General features: G+C 70.7%; 1 protein-coding gene. It reads left to right on the top strand.

Translation table 11 applies throughout. The annotated features are described in order from the left end of the window. On the top strand, positions 1-23,274 hold the full coding sequence (locus NR798_RS17210) for a non-ribosomal peptide synthase/polyketide synthase (protein ID WP_375772564.1): 23,274 nt from the start codon (positions 1-3) through the stop codon (positions 23,272-23,274). Positions 23,275-23,308: the final 34 nt, after the last annotated feature.

The raw sequence follows: 23,308 nt of genomic DNA, 5'->3' as shown, positions 1-23,308 counted from the left end.
ATGAGCGACATCCTCAAGCGTCTGGCCAGCCTCTCCCCTGAAAAGCGGGACCTGCTGCTCAAGCAGCTCAATGCCAAGGCGGCCCGTGCGCCCCAGGCCCCCGCCATCCCGCCCCTCGAGCCGAGGCCGGGGGGAGAGGCGGCCGTGCCCCTGTCCTTCGCCCAGCAGCGGCTGTGGTTCCTCGAGCAGCTCGAGCCGGGCACCGCCCGCTACAACGTGCCCATGGCCGTGCGGCTGCGGGGGACGCTCGAGACCGCGGTGCTCGACCGCGTCTTCACCGAGTTGCTGCGCCGCCACGAGCCCCTGCGCACCACCTTCCGCGTGGAGGCGGACACGGCGGTGCAGGTCATCGCCCCCACGGCGGGGTTCCGGCTGCCGGTGGTGGACCTGACGGTGCTGCCCGCGGAGCGGCGCGAGGACGAGGCCCGGCGCCTGGCCACCGAGGAGGCCCAGCGTCCCTTCGAGCTGGAGCGCGGTCCACTGCTGCGCACCACGCTGCTGAAGCTGGACGCGCGCGAGCACGTGCTGCTGCTCACCATGCACCACATCGTCTCCGACGGCTGGTCCATGGGCGTGCTGGTGCGCGAGCTTGGACAGCTCTACGCGGCCTTCTCGCGGGGACAGCCCTCGCCGCTGCCCGAGCTGCCCGTGCAGTACGCGGACTACGCGCTGTGGCAGCGCCAGTGGCTCCAGGACAAGGCGCTGGAGAAGCAGCTGACCTTCTGGAAGGAGCAGCTCGCTGGAGCCTCGCCGGCGCTGGAGCTGCCCACCGACAGGCCGAGGCCGCCGGAGCAGACGTTCCACGGCGCCGCGCTGTCCTGGACGCTGCCGCGGGAGCTGAGTGACTCCCTCAAGGCCCTGGGCCAGCGCGAGGGCGTCACGCCCTTCATGCTGCTGCTGGCCGCCTTCCAGGTGGTGCTGCACCGCTACTCGGGCCAGGAGTCCTTCTGCATTGGCACGCCCATGGCCGGCCGCGATCAGGCCCGGCTCGAGGGCCTCATCGGCTTCTTCGCCAACACGCTGGCGCTGCGCACCCGCCTGGAGGGCAACCCCACCTTCCGTGAGCTGCTGCAGCGCGTGCGGGAGAGCACCGTCCGCGCCTTCTCCCACCAGCACCTGCCCTTCGAGAAGCTGGTGGAGGAGCTGCAGCCCGAGCGCGACCTGGGCCGCTCTCCGCTCTTCCAGGTGCTGTTCTCCTTCCAGAACACGCCCACGTCCGAGCCGGCCCTGGCCGGGCTGACGCTGCACCCCATCCACCTGGAGACGAGCGTCTCCAAGTTCGAGCTGGAGCTGAACGTCGGCGAGACGCCGGACGGCCTCCACGGCTCCTTCGTCTACAACACGGACCTGTTCGACGCCGCCACCATCTCCCGTCTGGCCGGGCACCTGCGCGTGCTGCTGGAGGGCGTGGTGGCCGCGCCGGAGTCGCGCCTCTCCGAGCTGTCGCTGCTCACCGCCGCCGAGCGCCGGCAGGTGCTGGTGGAGTGGAACGACACCGCCGCCAGCTTCCCGGCCGACGCCTGCCTCCACCACCTTTTCGAGGCGCAGGTAGAGCGCACCCCGGACGCGCCCGCCCTCGGCTTCGAAGGCACGTGGCTCACCTACCGCGAGCTCAACCAGCGCGCCAACCGGCTCGCCCATGCCCTGCGGGCCCTGGGCGTGGGGCCGGAGAGCCGCGTCGGCGTCCGCGTCCAACGCTCGGCGGAGATGGTGGTGGCCCTGCTGGCCATCCTCAAGGCCGGCGGCGCCTACGTGCCGCTGGATCCCACCTGGCCGGGCGAACGCCTCGCCTACATGCTGGAGGACTCCGGCGCTCGCGTGCTCGTCACGCAGGCGGCCCTGGAGGGGACGCCGTCCGCCTCGGACACGGCCGTGGTGCGCGTGGACGTGGACTCACCCGCCCTCGCATCCGGGCGTGATGAGAATCCCTCCAGCGGAGCGATGGCCGGGAACCTGGCCTACATCCTCTACACCTCGGGCAGCACCGGCCAGCCCAAGGGCGTGCAGGTGCCGCACCGCACGGTGTCCAACTTCTTCACCGCCATGGACGCCCGGCTCCAGGTGCCCGAGCGCGGCGTGTGGCTGGCCGTCACCAGCATCTCCTTCGACATCTCCGTGCTGGAGCTGCTCTGGACGCTCTCGCGCGGCTTCGCCGTCGTGGTGCAGAAGGACACGCTGGACACGGACTGGCTGCCCGAGGCCGTGCGCCAGTACGCCATCACCCACCTGCAGTGCACGCCCTCGTTGGCGCGCACGCTGGTGGCCGAGCCCCCGCAGGCCGAAGCGCTGCGCCACCTGAAGCAACTGCTGGTGGGCGGTGAGGCGCTCTCCACGGAGCTGGCGCGCGAGCTGCGCCGGTACGTGCCCTCGCTCCTCAACATGTACGGTCCCACGGAGACGACCGTCTGGTCCTCCTCGCATGACGTGCCCGCGCGGCTCGACGGCTCCGTGCCGCTGGGTACGCCGCTGGCCAACACGCAACTGCACGTGCTCGACGAGCGCATGCGGCCCGTTCCCCTGGGCGTGCCGGGCGAGCTCTACATCGGTGGCGAGGGCGTGGTGCGCGGCTACCTCAACCGCCCCGGGCTCACCGCCGAGCGCTTCGTGCCGGATCCGTTCTCCACCGGGCGCGGAGCCCGGCTCTACCGCACGGGAGACCGGGTGCGCCGGCGCGCCGACGGCTCGCTGGAGTTCCTGGGCCGCATCGACTTCCAGGTGAAGGTGCGTGGCTTCCGCATCGAGCTGGGAGAAGTCGAAGCGGCGCTGGAGCAGCACGCCGGGGTGAGCCAGGCCGTCGTCGTGGTGCGCGAGGACTCGCCGGGCGACAAGCGGCTGGTGGCCTACGTGGTGCCCGCCTCCGCCGAGCAACCGCCCTCCGTTGGCGAGCTGCGCGACGCCCTCAAGCAGAAGCTGCCCGAGTACATGGTGCCCGCGGCCTTCGTCGCCCTGAAGGCGCTGCCGCTCACCGCCAATGGCAAGGTGGACCGCAAGGCCCTGCCCATTCCGGATGCGACGCTCTCCACCGGCACGGGGTACGTCGCGCCTCGTAACGAGGTGGAGCAGCGCCTGTGTGACATCTGGGCGCAGGTGCTCGGCCTGAAACAGGTGGGCATCCACGACAACTTCTTCCAACTGGGTGGCGACTCCATCATCAGCCTCCAGGTGGTGGCGCGCGCCCGCCGGGCCGGCTTCGTCCTCGCCACGCGCCAGCTCTTCCAGCACCAGACGGTGGCGCAGCTCGCCCAGGTGGTGACGTCCGCCTCCGCGCCGCTGGCCGAGCAGGGCCCCGTCACCGGCCCCGTGCCGCTCACGCCCGTGCAGCACCACCTGCTCGCGCACGACACGGCGCACGCCCACCACTTCAACCAGTCCGTGCTCCTGGCTTCCCGCCAGCCCCTGGAGCCCGCTCCGCTGGAGAAGGCCCTCCAGCACCTGCTCTCCCACCACGATGCCCTGCGCTTGCGCTTCCGCCAGCACGAGGGCGCCTGGCTCCAGGAGAACGCCGGCCCCGAGGAGACGCCCTTCCTCCTCCTCCAGGTGGACCTCTCCGCCACGCCCGCCTCCGAGCAGCCCGCCGCGCTCGAGGCCGAGGCCGCGCGCCTGCAGGCCAGCTTCGTCCTCTCCCAGCCGCCCCTGCTGCGCGCGGCTCTCTTCCAGCTCGGCAACGGCCAGCAGCGCCTGCTGCTCGCCGCCCACCACCTCGTCGTCGACGCCGTCTCCTGGCGCGTCCTGGTGGAGGATCTCGAGTCCGCCTACCAGCAATTGCAGCAGGGCGTGGCGGTGACGCTGCCGGCCAAGAGCACCTCCTTCCAGTCCTGGGCGCGCCGCCTGCAGGCCCATGCCCACTCCGAGTCCCTGCTGGCCGAGGCGCCGCTCTGGTTGGACGAGGCCCGCCAGCACGTGGCCCCGCTGCCCACCGACACCTCCGGGCCCAACACCCACGCCTCCGCGCGCTCCGTCTCCGTCTGCCTCGACACCGAGGAGACGAAGGTGCTGCTGCAGGAGGTGCCTTCCGCCTGGCGCGCGCACATCAACGATGTGCTGCTCACAGCCCTGGCCCGCGCTCTCGGCGAGTGGACGGGTCAGTCCCAGGTGCTCGTCCACCTGGAGGGCCACGGCCGCGAGGACCTCTTCGGTGACGTGGATCTCTCGCGCACCGTGGGCTGGTTCACCTCCTTCACGCCCGTTCTGCTGCCCGTGCCTTCCGGCGGCTCGACGGGTGAGTGCCTGCGCTCCGTGCGCGACTCGCTGCGCCGCCTGCCCCACCAGGGCCTCGGCTTCGGTCTGCTCCGCTGGCTCGGCACTGCCGACGTGGCCCAGCGGCTCCAGGCCCTGCCCGTCCCCCAGGTGGCCTTCAACTACCTCGGCCAGCTCGACGCCGCGACGGCCTCCAGCCGCCTCTTCTCCCTGGCCACCGGAGCGTCGGGTCCTTCCGCCGCACCCGCGGGCTCACGCCTGCATGCGCTGGAGATCAACGGCTCCGTGCTCGACGGGCAGCTGCGGCTCGCCTTCGGCTACAGCGCCCACCTCCACCACGCCTCCACCATCGAGTCGCTCGCCGGCCGCTTCCTGCACCACCTGCGCGCCCTCATCTCCCTGCGCGCCTCCGAGGAGGCCCGCCGCTTCTCTCCCGGCGACTTCCCTCTCGCCGCCCTTTCCCAGCCGTCACTCGACGCCCTGCTGCTCCAGACCGGGTCCGATGTCGAGGACCTTTACCCTCTCTCTCCCACCCAGCAGGGCATGCTCTTCCACGCCCTGATCTCGTCCTCGGCGTACTACCAGCAGTACTCCTGGACGGTGACGTCCGAGCTCGATCTGCCGGTCTTCCTGCACGCCTGGGAGATCTGCCTCCAGCGCCACCCCATCCTGCGCTCGTCCTTCCACTGGGAGGGGCTCGACACGCCCCTGCAGGCGGTCCACACCCAGGTGGAGCTGCCCTTCGAGCTGCTGGATTGGCGCGCGCTCCCCGCCTCCGAGCAGCAGACCCGCTTCGAGCAACTGCTCTTCGAGGACAAGCACCGTGGCATCGATCTGCGCCGGGCGCCGTTGGTGCGCCTGACGGGCATCCGTCTGGGGGATGACGTCGTGCGCTTCCTCTGGAGCTACCACCACCTGCTGGTGGATGGCTGGAGCATCGGCCTGCTCATCCGCGAGGTCTTCTCGCTCTACGAGGCCTTCCGCGCTGGGCTCACGCCTCAGCTCACGCCGGGAGCGCCCTTCCGCGACTACATCGCCTGGCTGCAGCGCCGCGGCACCTCCGCCGACGCGTCCTTCTGGCGCGGCTACCTGGAGGGCTTCACCGCGCCCACGTCCCTGCCCGCGGACACCCGCGCCACGCCGCCTCAAGGCCAGCAGCCCCGGTATCCCATCCTGCGGCTGGATCTCTCCACCGAGGCCACGTCCGCGCTGCAGGCCTTCGCCCGCCAGCACCAGCTCACGCTCAACACCCTGGCCCTCGCGGCCTGGGCCCTCGTGCTCTCGCGCTACAGCGGCGAGCAGGATGTCCTCTTCGGCAACACCGTCGCGGGCCGGCCTCCCGAGCTGCCCGGCTCCGACACCATGGTGGGCATGTTCATCAACTCGCTGCCCACGCGCGTCCGCGTGCCCGAGGAGCGCGCGTCCCTGCTGCCCTGGCTGCAGTCGCTCCAGGCCCAGCAGCTCGAGCTGCGCCAGTACGAGCACTCTCCGCTCACGCAGATCCAGTCCCTCGCGCAGGTGCCCCGGGGCACTCCGCTCTTCGAGTCCCTCGTCATCCTCGAGAACCTCCCTGTCGACACCGCCCAGACGGGCAGGGACTCGTCGATCCAGGCGAAGGACGTCGAGAACCTCGAGCACACCAACTACCCGCTCCACCTCTCCATCCACCCGGGCACGGCGCTCCGCCTGCGCTTCGTGTACGAGTCGCCCCGCTTCGAGGCCGCCACGATGCAGCGGCTGTTGGAGCACTACCGCACTGCCCTGCAGGGACTGGCTTCCGCCTCGCGCCTGGAGGAGCTCTCGCTGCTCTCCAACGCCGAGCGCCGGAGGGTGCTGGAGGAGTGGAGCCGCACGCCAGGTGGCCTGCCGCACCAGTCCGTGCTCCAGCTCATCGAGGCCCACGCGCGCCTCACCCCGGACGCTCCCGCCGTGCGCTTCGGTGACGCGCAGCTCTCCTACGCAGAGCTCAACTCCCGCTCCAACCAGCTCGCCCGCCACCTGCGCCGCCTCGGCGTCGGCCCCGAGGTCCTCGTCTCCCTCTGCCTCGAGCGCTCCCTCGCGCTCGTCGTCTCCATGCTCGCCACCCTCAAGGCCGGTGGCGCCTGGCTCGCTCTGGACCCTTCCCTCCCCTCCGAGCGCCTGGACTTCATCTCCTCCAACGCCCTGGCTCCCGTCCTCCTCACCCACTCCTCCCTCGAGCACCTGCTCGACAGGCGCGGCTACGTCTTCCTCCTCGACGAGCACTGGGAGCGCGTCGAGCGCGAGTCCGAGGACAATCTCCACATTCCCGTCGACGGCGACCACCTCGCCTACGTCATCTACACCTCGGGCTCCACCGGCCGTCCCAAGGGCACCCTGCTCACCCGCTCCGGCCTGGCCAACACCGCCCGCGAGGCCGCCCGTGCTCACGGCTACCGGCCCGACAGCCGCGTCCTCCAGTTCGCCAGCACCAGCTTCGACGCCTCCGTCTGCGAGGTGTTCTCCACGTTGGTGGCAGGTGCCTGCCTCGTCCTCGCCAACAAGGAGCAGCTGCTCCCCGACGCCGCCCTGCGCTCCCTGCTGGAGTCGCAGTCCATTACGGCGGTGACGCTCACTCCCTCCGTGCTCGCCCAGCTCGAGCCTCATGGCCTGCCGAAGCTGGAAACCCTCATCTCCGCCGGTGAGGCCTGCTCGCCCGAGCTGGCCCGCCGCTGGTCCTCTGGCCGCACCCTGCTCAACGCCTACGGCCCCACGGAAGTCACCATCTGCGCCACCATCAGCGGCCCGGTGGACTCCCAGCGCCTGAGCATCGGCCGCGCCCTGCCCAACGCCCAGGTGTACGTCCTCGACTCGCGCCTGCTGCCGGTGGCCGTCGGCGTGCCCGGTGAGCTCTACGTCGGCGGCGCCGGTGTGGCCCGCGGCTACCTCGGCCAGCCCGCCCTCACCGCCGAGCGTTTCCTTCCCCACCCCTTCTCCTCCGAGCCCGGTGCCCGCCTCTACCGCACCGGTGACAAGGTGCGCTGGCTGCCCCACGGCGAGCTGGAGTTCCTCGGCCGTCTGGACGAGCAGGTGAAGCTGCGCGGCTTCCGCATCGAGCTGGGCGAAGTCGAGTCCGCCCTTCGCGAGCTGCCTTCCGTGCGCGAAACCGTCGTCGTGCTGCGCGAGGACGCTCCCGGCGACAAGCGTCTGGTGGCCTACCTCGTGCCCCAGCCCGGTGAGCTGGTGGAGCCCTCTTCCCTTCGCTCCTCCCTCCTCTCTCGCCTGCCCGAGTACATGGTGCCCTCCGCCTTCGTCTCCCTCGAGGCCCTGCCTCTGACGACGAGCGGCAAGGTGGACAGGAAGGCCCTCCCCTCTCCCTCTGGCTCCGGCTCCGCCTCCTCCTCCGAGTACGTTGCCCCCCGCTCCGACACCGAGAAGCGCCTGGCCTCCATCTGGAGCGAGGTGCTCCACGTCGACCTGGTCGGCCTCCACGACGACTTCATGTCCCTGGGCGGCCACTCCCTTCTCGCCACCCAGGTCATCTCCCGCATCCGCTCCTCCTTCGGCGTCGAGCTCCCTCTTCGCTCCCTCTTCGAGTCCACCACCCTCCAGGCCCTGGCCGAGCAGCTCGACGCCGCGAACGCCTCGCAGACGAACCAGCTCCCGCCCCTGCGGCCCGCCTCGCGCCAGCAGCCGCTGCCCCTGTCCTTCTCCCAGCAGCGCCTGTGGTTCCTCGAGCAGCTCGAGCCGGGTACCGCTCGCTACAACGTGCCCATGGCCGTCCGGCTGCAGGGGGCGCTCGACGCGCGGATCTTCGAGCGTGTCTTCCATGAGCTGATACGCCGCCACGAGCCCCTGCGCACCACGTTCATGGCCGGGGCGGACAACTCGGTCCAGGTCATTGCCTCCACGGTGGCGTTCGAGCTGCCGGTAACGGACCTGACGGTGCTGCCCGTCACCCAGCGCGAGGCCGAGGCCTGGCGTCTGGCCACCGAGGAGGCCCAACGCCCGTTCGATCTGGAACGCGGTCCGCTGCTGCGCGCCCGGCTGCTGAAGCTCGACGATCAGGAGCACGTGCTGGCGCTCAACATGCACCACATCGTCTCCGACGGCTGGTCCATGGGCGTGCTGGTGCGCGAGGCGGGGCTGCTCTACGCGGCCTACTCCCAGAATCAACCCTCGCCGCTGCCCGAGCTGCCCGTGCAGTACGCGGACTACGCGGTGTGGCAGCGCCAGTGGCTCCAGGGCGAGGAGCTGGAGCGTCAACTCTCCTATTGGAAGCAGCAGCTCGCCGGAGCGGCACCGGCGCTGGAGCTGCCCACCGACAGGCCGAGGCCCTCGGAGCAGACGTTCCACGGCGCCCTGCTGCCCGTGTCGCTCCCGCTGGAGCTGAGCAAGTCCCTCGGGGAGCTGTGCCAGCGAGAGGGTGTCACGCCCTTCATGCTCCTGCTGTCCGCCTTCCAGGTGGTGCTGCACCGCTACTCGGGGCAGGAGGACTTCTGCGTCGGCTCGCCCATCGCGGGCCGGGACGAGGCGCAGCTCGAGGGCCTCATCGGCTTCTTCGTCAACACGCTCGTGCTGCGTACCCGCATGGAGGGCAACCCCACCTTCCGTGAGCTGTTGCACCGCGTGCGCGAGACGACGCTGGGCGCCTTCGCCCACCAGCACCTGCCCTTCGAGAAGCTGGTGGAGGAGCTCCAGCCCGAGCGCAACCTGGGACGTTCTCCCCTCTTCCAGGTGCTGTTCGCCTTCCAGAACACGCCCACGTCCGAGCTGAACCAGCCCGGGCTCGCGCTGCGCCCCTTCCATACGAGCACGAGCGTCTCCAAGTTCGAGCTGGAGCTGGCCCTCAGTGAGACGCCAAACGGCCTCCAGGGCTCCTTCACCTACAACACGGACCTGTTCGACGCCGCCACCATCTCCCGCCTGTCCGAGCACCTGCGCGTGTTGCTGGAAGGCGTGGTGGCCTCACCGGAGTCGCGCCTCTCCGAGCTGCCGCTGCTCACCGCCACCGAGCGCCAGCAGGTACTGGTGGAGTGGAACCAGGCCCGGCGCGAGCTGCCCGAGTCCCCGCTCGTCCATCGCCTCTTCGAGGCCCAGGTGCGCCGTGCGCCCGACGCCCCCGCCCTGCGCTTCGGAACGGAGGAGCTCACCTATGGCGAGCTCAACGCCCGCGCCAACCAGCTCGCCCACCATCTGCGCCAGCTCGGCGTCGGCCCCGAGGTCCTCGTGGGCCTGTGCCTGGAGCGCTCGCCCGAGCTCGTCGTGTCCATCCTCGCCACGCTCAAGGCTGGCGGTGCCTGGCTGCCCCTGGATCCCTCTCTGCCCTCCGAGCGCTTGGACTTCATCGCCTCGGATGCGGAGCCGCGGGTGCTCATCACCCACTCCTCGTTGATGCAACGGGTGGGCGAGCGCGCTCCGGTGCTGCTCGTGGACGAGCACTGGGAGCGGGTGGAGCGCGAGTCCGAAGAGGATCTCGACGTTGACGTGCACGGCGGCAACCTCGCCTACGTCATCTACACCTCGGGCTCCACCGGCCGTCCCAAGGGCACCCTCCTGCAGCACCGCGGCCTGTGCAACACCGCCCTGCAGACCGTCGACTTCATGGACCTGCGGCCCGGCCGCCGCCTCCTCCAGTTCTTCTCCTCCGCCTTCGACGCCTCCGTCTCCGAGGTGTTTCCCGCACTGCTCTCCGGCGCCTGCCTCGTGCTCGCCTCCCGTGACGAGCTCATGCCCGGCGCTCCCCTGCTCCAGGTGGTGCAAGCGCAGTCCATCACCACCCTCAAGCTCACCCCCTCCGTCCTCGCCCAGCTTCGGCCCGAGGACTTGAGTGGCGTGCAGACGCTCATCACCGCTGGCGAGGCCTGCTCCTCCGACTTGGTGGCCCGCTTCCAGCCGGGTCGCCGCTTCGTCAACGCCTACGGCCCCACCGAGTGCACCGTCTGCGCCACCGTCAACACCTCCGTCGACGCCCGGCGTGTCTCCATCGGTCAGCCCTTCCACAACGTCCGCGCCTACGTCCTCGACTCGCGCCTGCACCCGCTCCCCGTCGGCGTCCCCGGCGAGTTGTATGTCGGCGGCGCCGGCCTGGCCCGCGGCTACCTCGGCCGTCCAGAGCTCACCGCCGAGCGCTTCCTCCCCAACCCCTTCGCCTCCGAGCCCGGTGAGCGCCTCTACCGCACCGGTGACAAGGTGCGCTGGCTGGCCGATGGCACTCTCGAGTACCTCGGCCGCATCGACTTCCAGGTGAAGCTGCGCGGCTTCCGCATCGAGCTGGGCGAGGTGGAGTCCGCCCTCTGCCTTCACCCCTCCGTGCGCGAGTCCGTCGTCCTGCTGCGCGAGGACTCCCCGGGCCTCAAGCGCCTGGTGGCCTACCTCGTGCCCACCTCCCCTCTCCCTTCGGGAGAGGGACGGGGTGAGGGTGTCACGCCCCCCGGGTTGAAGCCCGAGGAGCTGCGGACCTGGCTGCAACAGAAGCTGCCCGAGTACATGGTGCCCTCCTCTTTCGTCGTCCTGGAGGCCCTGCCCCTCAACTCCAGCGGCAAGCTGGACAGGAAGGCCCTGCCCGCTCCGGACGCCTCCCGCTCCGGGTCGCGGAACGCCTATGTCGCGCCCCGCAACGAGGTGGAGCAGCGCCTGTGCGGCATCTGGGCGCAGGTGCTCGGCCTGAAGCAGGTGGGCATCCACGACAACTTCTTCGAGCTGGGTGGCGATTCCATCATCAGCCTCCAGGTGGTGGCCCGTGCGCGCCAGGCCGGCCTCGTCCTCTCCACGCGCCAGCTCTTCCAGCACCAGACAGTGGCGCGGCTCGCCCCGGTGGTGAAGTCCGCCTCCGCGCCGCTGGTCGAGCAGGGTCCCATCACGGGCCCGGTGCCGCTCACGCCCATCCAGCAGCACGTGCTGGCGCATGACGCGGCGCACGCCCACCACTTCAACCAGTCCGTGCTCCTGGGCACTCGCCAGCCGCTGGACCCCGCTCGCCTGGAGACGGCCTTCGCGCAGGTGGTGGCGCACCACGACGCCCTGCGCCTGCGCTTCCGCCAGCACGAGGGCGCCTGGCAGCAGGAGAACACCAGCCCCGAGGAGGCGCCCTTCCAGCTCCTCCAGGTGGACCTCTCGGCCACGCTCGCCTCCGAGCAGCCCAAGGCCCTGGAGGCCGAGGCCGCGCGCCTGCAGGCAAGCTTCGTCCTCTCCCAGCCGCCCCTGCTGCGCGCCGCCCTCTTCCAGCTCGGCAATGGCCAGCAGCGCCTGTTCGTCGTCGCCCACCACCTCGTCGTCGATGCCGTCTCCTGGCGCGTCCTGGTGGAGGATCTCGAGTCCGCCTATCAGCAGTTGCAGCACGGCCCTCGCGCCGCACTGCCGGCGAAGACCACGTCCTTCCAGTCCTGGGCCCACCGACTGCAGGCCCATGCGCGCTCCGAGCGCCTGCTGGCCGAAGTGCCGCGCTGGTTGGACGAGGCCCGTCAGCACGTGGCCCCGCTGCCCACCGACGCCTCCGGCCCCAACACGCAGTCCTCCGAGCGCCTCGTCTCCCTTTCGCTCGATGCCGAGGAGACGAAGCTGCTGCTGCAAGAGGTGCCTTCCGCCTGGCGCGCGCACATCAACGATGTGCTGCTCACCGCGCTGGCGCAGACCGTCTCCGAGTGGACGGGCCAATCGCAGGTGCTCGTCAACGTGGAAGGCCATGGCCGCGAGGAGCTGTTCGAGGACGTGGACCTCTCACGCACCGTGGGCTGGTTCACCTCCTTCACCCCCGTGTTGCTGCCCGTGCCTTCGGGCGGCTCGACGGGTGAGCGCCTGCGCGCCGTGCGCGACTCGCTGAGCCGCCTGCCCCACCGCGGCATCGGCTTCGGCCTGCTCGAGTGGCTGGGCCCGCCGGATGTGGCCCAACGGCTCCAGGCCCTGCCCGCGCCCCAGGTCGCCTTCAACTACCTCGGCCAGCTCGACGCCGCGGCCGCTTCCAGCCGCCTCTTCACCTCGGCCACCGAGCCCTCCGGCCACGCCATGTCGCCCGCGGGCTCGCGCCTGCACGTGCTGGAGCTCAATGGCTCCGTGCTCGGCGGGCAGTTGCGGCTCGCCTTCAGCTACAGCGCCCACCTCCACCTCGCCTCCACCATCGAGTCGCTCGCCGGCCGCTTCCTGCACCACCTGCGCGCCCTCATCACTCTGCGCACTTCCGAGGACGCCCGCAGCTTCTCTCCGGGCGACTTCCCCCTCGCGGCCCTTTCCCAGCCCTCGCTCGACGCCCTGCTGCGTCAGGCCGGCTCCGATGTCGAGGACCTCTACCCTCTCTCCCCCACCCAGCAGGGCATGCTCTTCCACGCCCTGCTCTCTCCCGAGTCCTCCACCTACTTCGAGCAGCTCTCCTGGACCGTTACCTCCGCGCTCGACCTGCCCGCCTTCCTGCGCGCCTGGAAGGCCTGCCTCCAGCGCCACACCATCCTGCGCTCCTCCTTCCTCTGGGAGGGCCTCGACTCGCCCCTCCAGGCCGTCAACTCCCAGGTGGAGCTGCCCTTCGAGCTGCTCGACTGGCGCGAGCTCCCCGCCGCCGAGCAGCGCGCCCGCTTCGAGCAACTCCTCCGCGAGGACAAGCACCGTGGCATCGACCTGCGCCGGGCGCCGCTGGTGCGCCTGACGGGCATCCGTCTGGCGGATGACGCCATGCGCTTCGTCTGGAGCCACCACCACCTGCTGGTGGACGGCTGGAGCCTCGGCCTGCTCATCAGCGAGGTCTTCTCGCTCTACGAGTCCTTCCGCGCCGGTGTCACGCCGCAGCCCGCGCCCAGAGCCCCCTTCCGCGACTACATCGCCTGGCTGCAGCGCCGCGACGCCTCCGCCGACGAGTCCTTCTGGCGCGGCTACCTGGAGGGCTTCACCGCTCCCACGCCCCTGCCCGCGGACACGCACGCCACGCCGCCCCAGGGCCAGCAGCCGGCACACCCCACCCTCGAGCTGGGCCTGTCCGCCGAGGCCACATCCGCGCTGCAGGACTTCGCCCGCCAGCACCAGCTCACCCTCAACACGCTCGCCCTGGCTTCCTGGGGCCTCGTGCTCTCGCGCTACTCCGGCGAGCAGGATGTCGTCTTCGGCAACACCGTCGCGGGCCGTCCTCCCGAGCTGCCCGGCTCCGACACCCTGGTGGGCATCTTCATCAACTCGCTGCCCGCGCGTGTCCGCGTGCCCTCGGGCAGCGCGCCCCTGCTGCCCTGGCTCCAGTCACTCCAGGCCCAGCAACTCGAGCTGCGCCAGTACGAGCACTCTCCGCTCGTCCAGGTCCAGTCCTTCAGCCAGGTGCCCCGCGGCACTTCGCTCTTCGACTCCCTGCTCGTCTTCGAGAACTACCCTCTCGATGCCTCCATGTCGGGCACGGTTCCGTCGCTCCAGGTGAGCGATGTCCAGGCCTTCGAGCACACCAACTACCCGCTCACCCTCTCCGTCCTGCCTGGACAGACGCTGCGCCTGCGGGCCGTCTACGACTCGCCCCGCTTCGAGCCCGCTTCCATGCAGCGGCTGCTCGAGCACTGGCGCTCGGCCCTGCTCTCCCTGGCCTCCGCCTCCCGCCTGGGCGACGTCTCCCTGCTCTCGGACGCCGAGCGGCAGCAGGTCCTCGTGCAGTGGAACGCCACCGCCGCCGACTTCCCCGCCACCTCCTGCATCCACCACCTCTTCGAGCAGCAGGTGGCCCTGCGTCCCGACTCCATCGCCGTCGAGTTCGGAGACGCACGCCTCTCCTACCGGGAGCTGGACGCTCGCTCCAACGCGCTGGCCCACCTGCTGCGCTCCCATGGCGTCGGCCCCGATGTGCTCGTCGCCCTGTGCATGGAGCGCTCCCTGGAGCTCATCGTCTCCCTGCTCGCCATCCTCAAGGCCGGTGGCGCCTACCTCCCGCTGGATGCCTCCTACCCCGCCCAGCGCCTGTCCTTCATGCTCGAGGATGCTCCTCCCCTCCTCCTGCTCACCTCTCGCGCTCTGCGCTCCCAGCTCCCCGTCCCCTCTCACCTCCCCGCCCTCTTCGTCGAGGAGCTGAGCCTCGACGGCCTGCCCACTTCCGCCCCAGCCTCCGCCGTCTCCTCCCGCAACCTCGCCTACGTCGACTTCACCTCGGGCACCACCGGCCGTCCCAAGGGCGTCGCCATCGAGCATCGCTCCGTCCTCCGCCTCTTCCACGGCATCCACTACGCACACCTCGGCCCCGAGCAGACATTCCTCCTCCTCGCCCCCATCTCCTTCGACGCCTCCACCCTCGAGCTCTGGGGCCCCCTCCTCTTCGGCGGCCGTCTCGTCGTCTTCCCGCCTCAGTCTCCCAGCGACCTGGAGCTGCTCTCCCAGGTGCTGACGCGCCACCGCGTCACCACCCTGCACCTCACCGCGGGCCTCTTCTCCCAGGTGGTGGAGCACAAGCCCGAGTGCCTGCGAGGCCTGCACCAGCTTCTCACCGGGGGTGACGTCGTCTCCGCTCCCCACGTGCGCCGCGTCCTGGAGTCCCTCGGCCTGCCCGTCACCGCCTGCTACGGCCCCACCGAGAGCACCCTCTTCACCTCCTGCTTCCGCATGTCCCGCCCGCAGCAGGTGGGCTCCTCCGTCCCCATCGGCTCCCCCATCGCCAACACCCAGGTGTACCTGCTGGACGCTTCCTTCCAGCCCGTCCCCTCTGGTGTCCCGGGTGAGCTCTTCATCGGGGGCGAGGGCCTCGCCCGTGGCTACCTCTCCCGCCCCGAGCTCACCGCCGAGCGCTTCCTCCCCAACCCCTTCGGCACCACTGGCTCCCGCCTCTACCGCACCGGTGACCTCGCGCGCTGGCGCAACGATGGCGTGCTGGAGTTCCTCGGCCGCCTCGACAACCAGGTGAAGGTGCGCGGTTACCGCATCGAGCTGGCTGAGGTGGAAGCCGCCCTCCTGGCCCACTCCTCCGTTCGCGAGGCCTTTGCCCTCGTTCGCGAGGACGTCCCCGGCGACAAGCGCCTGGTGGCCTACTTCACCTCCGACTCCCAGCAGCTCGACACTCCCGCCCTGCGCGCCTTCCTCCAGCAGCGGCTGCCCGAGTTCATGCTGCCCTCGGCCTTCGTCCGCCTCGCGGCCCTGCCCCTCACCTCCAACGCCAAGGTGGACAGGAAGGCCCTGCCCGCTCCCGACGGCGCGCTCTCCACGGGTACCGAGTACGTCGCTCCCCGCAGTGAGACGGAGCAACAGCTCGCCGCCCTCTGGAGCGAGGTGTTGCGCGTGGAGCGCGTGGGCCTGCACGACAACTTCTTCGAGCTGGGTGGCCACTCCCTGCTCGCCACCCAGGTCATCTCCCGCCTCCGCGCCACCTTCGGCGTCGAGCTGCCCCTGCGCACCCTCTTCGAGGCTCCCACCCTCGAAGCGCTCGCCCTCGCCATCACGTCCGCTTCGCGTGCCACCCAGGCCTCCGCGCTGCCGCCCCTGCGGCCCGTGGAAAGGACGGGTGCCCTGCCCCTGTCCTTCGCTCAGCAGCGCCTGTGGTTCCTCGATCAGCTCGTCCCCGACAGCGCGCTCTACAACCTCCCCGCCTGCCTGCGGCTGGAGGGCGCGCTGGACACCGCCGCCCTGGAGCGTGGCCTCACCGAGCTGGTGCGCCGTCACGAGGTATTGCGCACGTCCTTCCCCTCGGAGTCCGGCCAGCCCTTCCAGCGCATCGCGCCTGCCGCGCCCCTGCCCCTGGAGCGCACCGACCTGAGCGCCCTGCCCGCCAACGAGCGGGAAGCCCAGGCCCGCAGGCTCCTCGCGGAGGAGTGCCGCAAGCCCTTCTCGCTGGCCCGTGGCCCGCTGCTGCGCGCCCTGTTGCTGAAACTGGACGAGCAGACGCATGTGCTGGTGCTCAACATGCACCACATCGTCTCGGATGGTTGGTCCATGGGCGTGCTGTCGCGCGAAGTGGCCGCCCTCTACGAGGCCTTCTCTCAAGGCCAGCCCTCGCCCCTGCCCGAGCTGCCCGTGCAGTACGCGGACTTCTCGGCCTGGCAGCGGAAGTGGCTCCAAGGGGAGACGCTGGAGGCCCAGTTCGCCTACTGGCGCCAGCAGCTCGCGGGCGCTCCCCAGTTGCTGGAGCTGCCCACCGACAAGCCCCGTCCCGCGGAGCAGTCCTACCGGGGCGCCACGCTCTCCCGTGCCATGCCCGCGGCGCTGTCCCGGTCGCTCGAGGCCCTCTGCCAGCGCGAGGGGGTCACCTCCTTCATGGTGCTGCTGGCCGCCTTCCAGACCCTGCTCTCGCGCTACTCCGGCCAGACGGACGTCGTGGTGGGCACGGACATCGCCGGCCGCACCCATGCCGACACCGAGGGCCTCATCGGCTTCTTCGTCAACCAGCTCGTCATGCGCGGCGACCTCTCCGGTGACCCCTCCTTCCGCGAGCTGCTGCGGCGCGTGAAGGACACGACGCTCGGGGCCTACGCCCATCAGGACGTGCCCTTCGAGGAGCTGGTGCGCGTGCTCAACCCCGAGCGCAGCCGCGCCCATGCGCCCCTCTTCCAGGTGAAGCTCGTCCTGCAGAACACGCCCACCACCGAGCTGCACCTGCCCGGCCTCACCCTGCGGACCGAGGGGAACGACACGGGCGCGGCGAAGTTCGACCTCACGCTCTCCATCAACGAGACGTCCGAGGGCCTGTTCTGCGCATGCGACTACAGCACCGACCTGTACGAGGCGGACACCATGGCTCGCCTCCTGGAGCACCTGCGGGTCCTGCTGGAAGCGGCCACCGCCAACCCCGACGCGCGCCTGTCCGCCCTGCCGCTGCTCACCGGCACAGAGCGTCAGCAGCTCCTCGTGGACTGGAACGACACCCGCGCGGAGTTCCAGGACACCTGCGCCCACCACCTCATCGAGGCGCAGGTGGAGCGCACCCCGGATGTCCTCGCGGTCGAGGGGGGCGGTCAGTCGCTGACGTACCGCCAGCTCGACGAGCGCGCCAACCAGCTCGCCTGGCATCTGCGCTCGCTGGGCATCGGGCCCGAGGTGCTCGTGGGCCTGTGCCTCGAACGCACTCCGGAGCTGGTGGTCGCCATCCTGGCCATCCTCAAGGCCGGTGGCGCCTGGCTGCCAATGGACCCCACCCTCCCGGCCGAGCGGCTGGGCTTCATGCTGCGCGATGCCCGTCCGCCCGTCCTCATCACTCAGGAGCACCTCGCCGACGAGCTTCCCGTGCAGAGCGAGCTGCTCGTCTGCCTGGATGCGGAGTGGGACGCCATCGCCACGCATCCGGTGCGGGCTCCCGGCGTCCGCGTACTGCCCGAGAACCTCGCCTACGTCATCTACACCTCCGGCTCCACCGGCCAGCCCAAGGGCACCCTGTTGCACCACCGGGGCCTGTGCAACACCGCCCGGCGGACCATCGAGGCCATGCGGCTACGGCCCGGCAGCCGCGTCCTGCAGTTCGCCTCCATCGGCTTCGACGCCTCGGTCTGGGAGATGCTGCCCACGCTGATGGCCGGCGGCCAGCTGCACCTCGGCTCGCGCGACGAGCTGATGCCCGGCGCGCCCCTGCGCCACGTGCTCCAGCAGCGGGCCATCACCGCGGCCACGCTCACCCCCTCGGTGCTCGCGCAGCTCGAGCCCCAGGGCCTGGAAGCACTGGAGACGATCACCTCCGCGGGTGAGGCCTGCACCTCCGAGCTGGTGGCGCGCTGGAAGCCGGGGCGGCGCTTCATCAATGCCTACGGCCCCACCGAGACGACCATCTGCGCCACGCTCGACACCGAGGTCGAGGCGCGCCGCATCACCATTGGCCGGCCCTTCCAGAACGTGCGGGCCTACGTGCTGGACGCGAGCCTGAGGCCGGTGCCAGCGGGGGTGCCGGGAGAGCTGTGCATCGGTGGCGTGGGCCTGGCCCGTGGCTACCTCGGCCGCCCGGAGCTCACCGCCGAGCGCTTCATCCCCGATCCATTCTCCGCCGAGCCCGGCGAGCGCCTCTACCGCACCGGCGACAAGGTGCGCTGGCTGGCCGACGGCCATCTGGAGTACCTGGGCCGCATCGACTTCCAGGTGAAGCTGAACGGCTTCCGCATCGAGCTGGGCGAGGTGGAGTCCGTGCTCACCTCGCACGCCTCGGTGCGCGAGGCCGTGGTGGTGCTGCACGACGGCGGGAATGACAACAAGAGGCTGGTGGCCTACGTGGTGCCCGAGGAGGGCCAGAGCGTCGAGACGGGCGTGCTGCGCACCTTCGCCGGAACCAGGCTGCCGGCGTACATGGTGCCTTCGGCCATCGTGATGCTCCCGGCCCTGCCGCTCACCTCCAGCGGCAAGGTGGACAGGAAGGCCCTGCCCGCTCCCGACGGCGCGCTCTCCACGGGTGCCGAGTACGTCGCTCCTCGCAACGAGACGGAGCAACAGCTCGCCGCCCTCTGGAGCGAGGTGCTGCGCGTGGAGCGCGTCGGCCTGCGCGACAACTTCTTCGAGCTGGGCGGCCACTCCCTGCTCGCCACCCAGGTCATCTCCCGCCTCCGCGCCACCTTCGGCGTCGAGCTGCCCCTGCGCATCCTCTTCGAGGCCACCACCCTCGAAGCGCTGGCGCTCGCCATCGGGTCCGCCGCCCGCGTCACCCAGGTCCCCGCGCTGCCGCCCCTGCGGCCCGTGGACAGGACGGGTGCCCTGCCCCTGTCCTTCGCCCAGCAGCGCCTATGGTTCCTCGACCAGATCCTCCCCGACAGCGCGGTCTACAACATGCCCGCGCCCCTGCGTCTGGAGGGCACACTGGACACCGCCGCCCTTGAGCGCGGCCTCACCGAGCTGGTGCGCCGTCACGAGGTGTTGCGCACCTCGTTCCACGTCCTCGAGTCCGGTGAGCCCTTCCAGCACATCGCGCCTCCCACGCCCCTGCGCCTGGAGCGCGCCGACCTGAGCGCCCTGCCCGCCCACGCGCGCGAAGCCGAGGCCCACCGGCTCCTCTCGGAGGAGTGCCGCAAGCCCTTCTCGCTGGCCCGCGGCCCGCTGCTGCGCGCCCTGTTGCTGAAGCTGGACGAGCAGGAGCACGTGCTGCTGCTCAACATGCACCACATCATCTCGGATGGGTGGTCCATGGGCGTGCTGTCGCGCGAAGTGGCGGCGCTCTACGAGGCCTTCTCCCAGGGCAAGCCCTCGCCCCTGCCCGAGCTGCCCGTACAGTACGCGGACTTCTCGGCCTGGCAGCGCCAGTGGCTCCAGGGCGAGACGCTGGAGACGCAGCTCTCCTACTGGCGCCAGCAGCTCGCGGGCGCGCCCCAGTTGCTGGAGCTGCCCACCGACAAGCCCCGTCCCGCCGTGCAGTCCTACCGGGGTGGCACGCTCTCCCGCAGCATGCCCGCGGCGCTGTCCCGGTCGCTCGAGGCGCTCTGCCAGCGCGAGGGGACCACCTCCTTCATGGCGCTGCTGGCCGCCTTCCAGACGCTGCTCTCCCGTTACTCGGGGCAGACGGACGTCATGGTGGGCACGGACATCGCTGGCCGCACCCATGCGGACACCGAAGGCCTCATCGGCTTCTTCGTCAACCAGCTCGTCATGCGCGGTGACCTCTCCGGAGACCCCACCTTCCGCGAGCTGCTCGGCCGCACGCGCCAGGTGGCCCTCGGGGCCTACGCCCACCAGGACATCCCCTTCGAGGAGCTGGTGCGTGTCACCAACCCCGAGCGCAGCCTGGCCCACGCCCCCATCTTCCAGGTGAAGCTCGTCCTGCAGAACACCCCCGCCACCGAGCTGCGCGTGGCCGGCCTCACCTTCAAGGGCGCGGAGAATGATGCGGGCGCGGCGAGGTTCGACCTCACGCTCTTCATCAACGAAACGCCCGCGGGCCTGTCCTGCACGTGCAACTACAGCACGGACCTGTACGAGGCGGGCACCATCGCCCGGATGTTCGACCACCTGCAGGTGTTGCTGGAGTCGGCCTCCGCCAACCCCGACACGCGCCTGTCCGCCCTGCCGCTGCTCACCGACACCGAGCGTCAGCAGGTGCTCGTGGACTGGAACGACACGGCCACGGACTTCCCCTCCGACGCCACCGTCCACCAGCTCTTCGAGGCCCAGGCCCGGCTCACTCCGGACGCCCTCGCCGTCCACCTCGGTGCGCAGCGCCTCTCCTTCCGCCAGCTCGACGAGCGCTCCAACCAGCTCGCCTGGCACCTGCTCTCCCTCGGCGTCGGCCCCGACGTCCGCGTCGGCCTGTGCCTCGAGCGCTCCCCCGACATGGTCGTCGGCCTCCTGGCCATCCTCAAGGCTGGCGGCGCCTACGTCCCTCTCGACCCTTCCTACCCCTCCGAGCGTCTGGCCTTCCTGCTCAGCGACTCCCTCACTCCCCTCCTCGTCACCCAGGCGCACCTCGCCGACGAGCTCCCCGTCCAGAGCCAGCTCCTCGTCCTCGTCGACTCCGAGTGGGATTCGCTCATTGCCCACCAGCCCACGCACTCGCCAAAGGTGCCGGTGGCTCCCGGCAACCTCGCCTACGTCATCTACACCTCGGGCTCCACCGGCCGTCCCAAGGGCGCCATGCTCGAGCACCGCGGCGTCGTCAACTACCTGCACTGGTGCACCCAGGCCTATTCCATCGCCCAGGGCAACGGCTCTCCCGTCCACTCCTCCCTCTCCTTCGACCTCACCGTCACCAGCCTCCTGGCTCCCCTCACGGTGGGCCGTCCCGTCCTCCTCGTTCCCGAGTCCCAGGGTGTCCAGGGTCTCGGCCAGGCCCTGCTCTCCGGCGACAACTTCAGCCTGGTGAAGCTCACCCCCAGCCACCTGCGTCTGCTCGAGCAGCAGCTCCCCGCTGACAACGCCTCCGGCCTCACCCGCTCCTTCATCATCGGCGGCGAGGCCCTCACCTCCGACATGCTCGCCTTCTGGCGCCAGCATGCTCCCTCCACCACGCTGGTGAATGAGTACGGCCCCACCGAGACCGTGGTGGGCTGCTGCGTCCACACCGTCCAGCCCCACGAGGCCTCCACCGGCTCCGTCTCCATCGGCCGCCCCATCGCCAACACCCGCCTCTACGTCCTCGACGCTCACCTGCGTCCCGTTCCCACGGGTATCCCCGGCGAGCTCTTCATCGGTGGCGCCCAGGTGGGCCGCGGCTACCTCGGCCGTCCCGAGCTCACCGCCGAGCGCTTCCTCCCCGACTCCTTCAGCTCCACTCCCGGTGCCCGCCTCTACCGCACCGGCGACAAGGCCCGCTGGCTGCCTGACGGCTCGCTGGAGTACCTGGGCCGCCTCGACTTCCAGGTGAAGCTGCGCGGCTTCCGCATCGAGCTGGGTGAAATCGAGTCCGCCCTGGAGCTGCACTCCGAGGTGCGCCAGTCCCTGGTGCTCGTGCGCGAGGACTCCCCGGGCGACAAGCGCCTGGTGGCCTACGTCGTGCCGCACTCCGGTGCGCAGCCTCCCTCCTCTACCACCCTGCGCGACTTCCTCCAGAGCAAGCTGCCCGAGTACATGGTGCCCCAGGCCTTCGTCTCCCTGGACACCCTTCCCCTCACTTCCAACGGCAAGGTGGACAGGGCGGCCCTGCCCGCGCCGGACCTCTCCCGCTCGGCGCTGGAGACCACCTACGTCGCGCCTCGCAACGACGTGGAGCAGCGCCTGTGCGACGTCTGGGCGCAGGTGCTCCGCCTGCCGCAGGTGGGCATCCACGACAACTTCTTCGACCTGGGGGGCGACTCCCTGCTGTGCGTGAAGCTGGTGGCGCGGGCCGCCGAGGTGGGCCTCGCGATGCAGGTGAACCAGATGTTCCAACACCAGACGGTGTCGGAGCTGGCGCGCGTCGTGGGGACCACGGCTCCGCCGACCGTGGCCGCGGAGGATCTGGGTGCGCCCCGCGCCGAGGAGCAACTCCCCCTGCTGCCCCACCACCGGTGGCTGGTGGAGACGTTCGACATGGAGACGCAGATCTGGGCCAGCACCATGGTCTGGGACGTGCCTCCGGAAACGCGCGTGGAGCTGCTCCGCGCCAGCGTGGCGTTCCTCGGCGAGCAGCGCGACGTGTTCCGCCTGCGGCTGCGGCGCACGCCCGAGGGCTGGACGGCGCGAATGCTCGCCTCCGCGGATGAGCCGCACGTCGAGGAGCTCGACCTGGCCGGGCTGACGCCCCAGGCCCAGCGCGAGGCCATGCTGACCACGGGCCGCCGGCTGCAATCCCACTTGAGCATCACCCGCGAGCCGGTGCTGGCCCTGGTGCTCTGCCGGCTCGGCGGCTCCGGACCGGACAAGCTCATCCTCAGCCTGCACCACTGCATGTACGACGGCTACGCGATGCCCATGGTGCTGGAGGATCTGCACACCACCTACCTGCGGCTCGCCACCGGACAGCCGCCGCAACCGCTGGCGGCGAGCTCGACGTACCGTCAGTACATGCGGACCGTGGCGGAACACGGCCGCTCCGCCGAGCGCATGACCCAGGCTCGCGGCTTCTGGCTCGACGAGGCCCGCCTCCATCCGGTCACGCCGATGCCGGTGGACCAGGAGGGCGGGCAGCACACGGATCTCAACTCGCGGCGCCTGTCCATGCCCATCCCGCCGGAGCTGGTGGGCCGCCTCACGGACTACGTCCGTGCCCACGAGGACGTCTACCTCAACGATCTGCTGCTCTTCGGTCTGGCGCGGGCCTGGGCCCGGTGGACCGGGGGCCAGCCCCTGCGTCTGGACGTGGAGCACAACGGCCGCGCGGACCTGGTTCCGGGAGTGGACCTGTCGCGCACCCTCGGGCCCACCACCCTCAAGTACCCGATGCTTTTCGAGGCGAAGGCCTCGGAAGCTCCCCGGGCGGCCTTCTCCTCGCTGAAGCGCACCATGCGTGAAACCACGGCCCAGGCGCTGAACTACGGCTTGCTGCGTTACGGCGAGGACGAGGCCGTGCGTCAGCGGCTGGCCGCGTGCGGCTCGCCCCAGGTCTTCTTCAACAACCAGGGAGCCACCCTGGTCCAGCCCAAGCAGACGGCACGGATCCCCGCGGGGGTCGAGTACTTCGCCTTCCCCCGGGAGGACGGCCTGCCGAGCATCGTCTCGTACGATCTGATGATCGAATGCAACGGAACCGGCGAGGCGATGCAGGTGACCTGGGTGTACAGCGGCGACATCCAACGGGAGGAGACGATCCGCTCCCTGGCCACTGATTTCTACGCCCAGATCGCGGCGCTCCTCGACGAGAGCTGAGAGGACGGGACGTACCTTGGCGCGCTCCACGCGA

The organism is Archangium gephyra, from assembly GCF_042230915.1.
Lineage (GTDB): Bacteria > Myxococcota > Myxococcia > Myxococcales > Myxococcaceae > Archangium > Archangium gephyra_B.
Note: the sequence above shows the minus strand (reverse complement) of the source record. Positions and strands in the feature narration are given on the sequence as shown.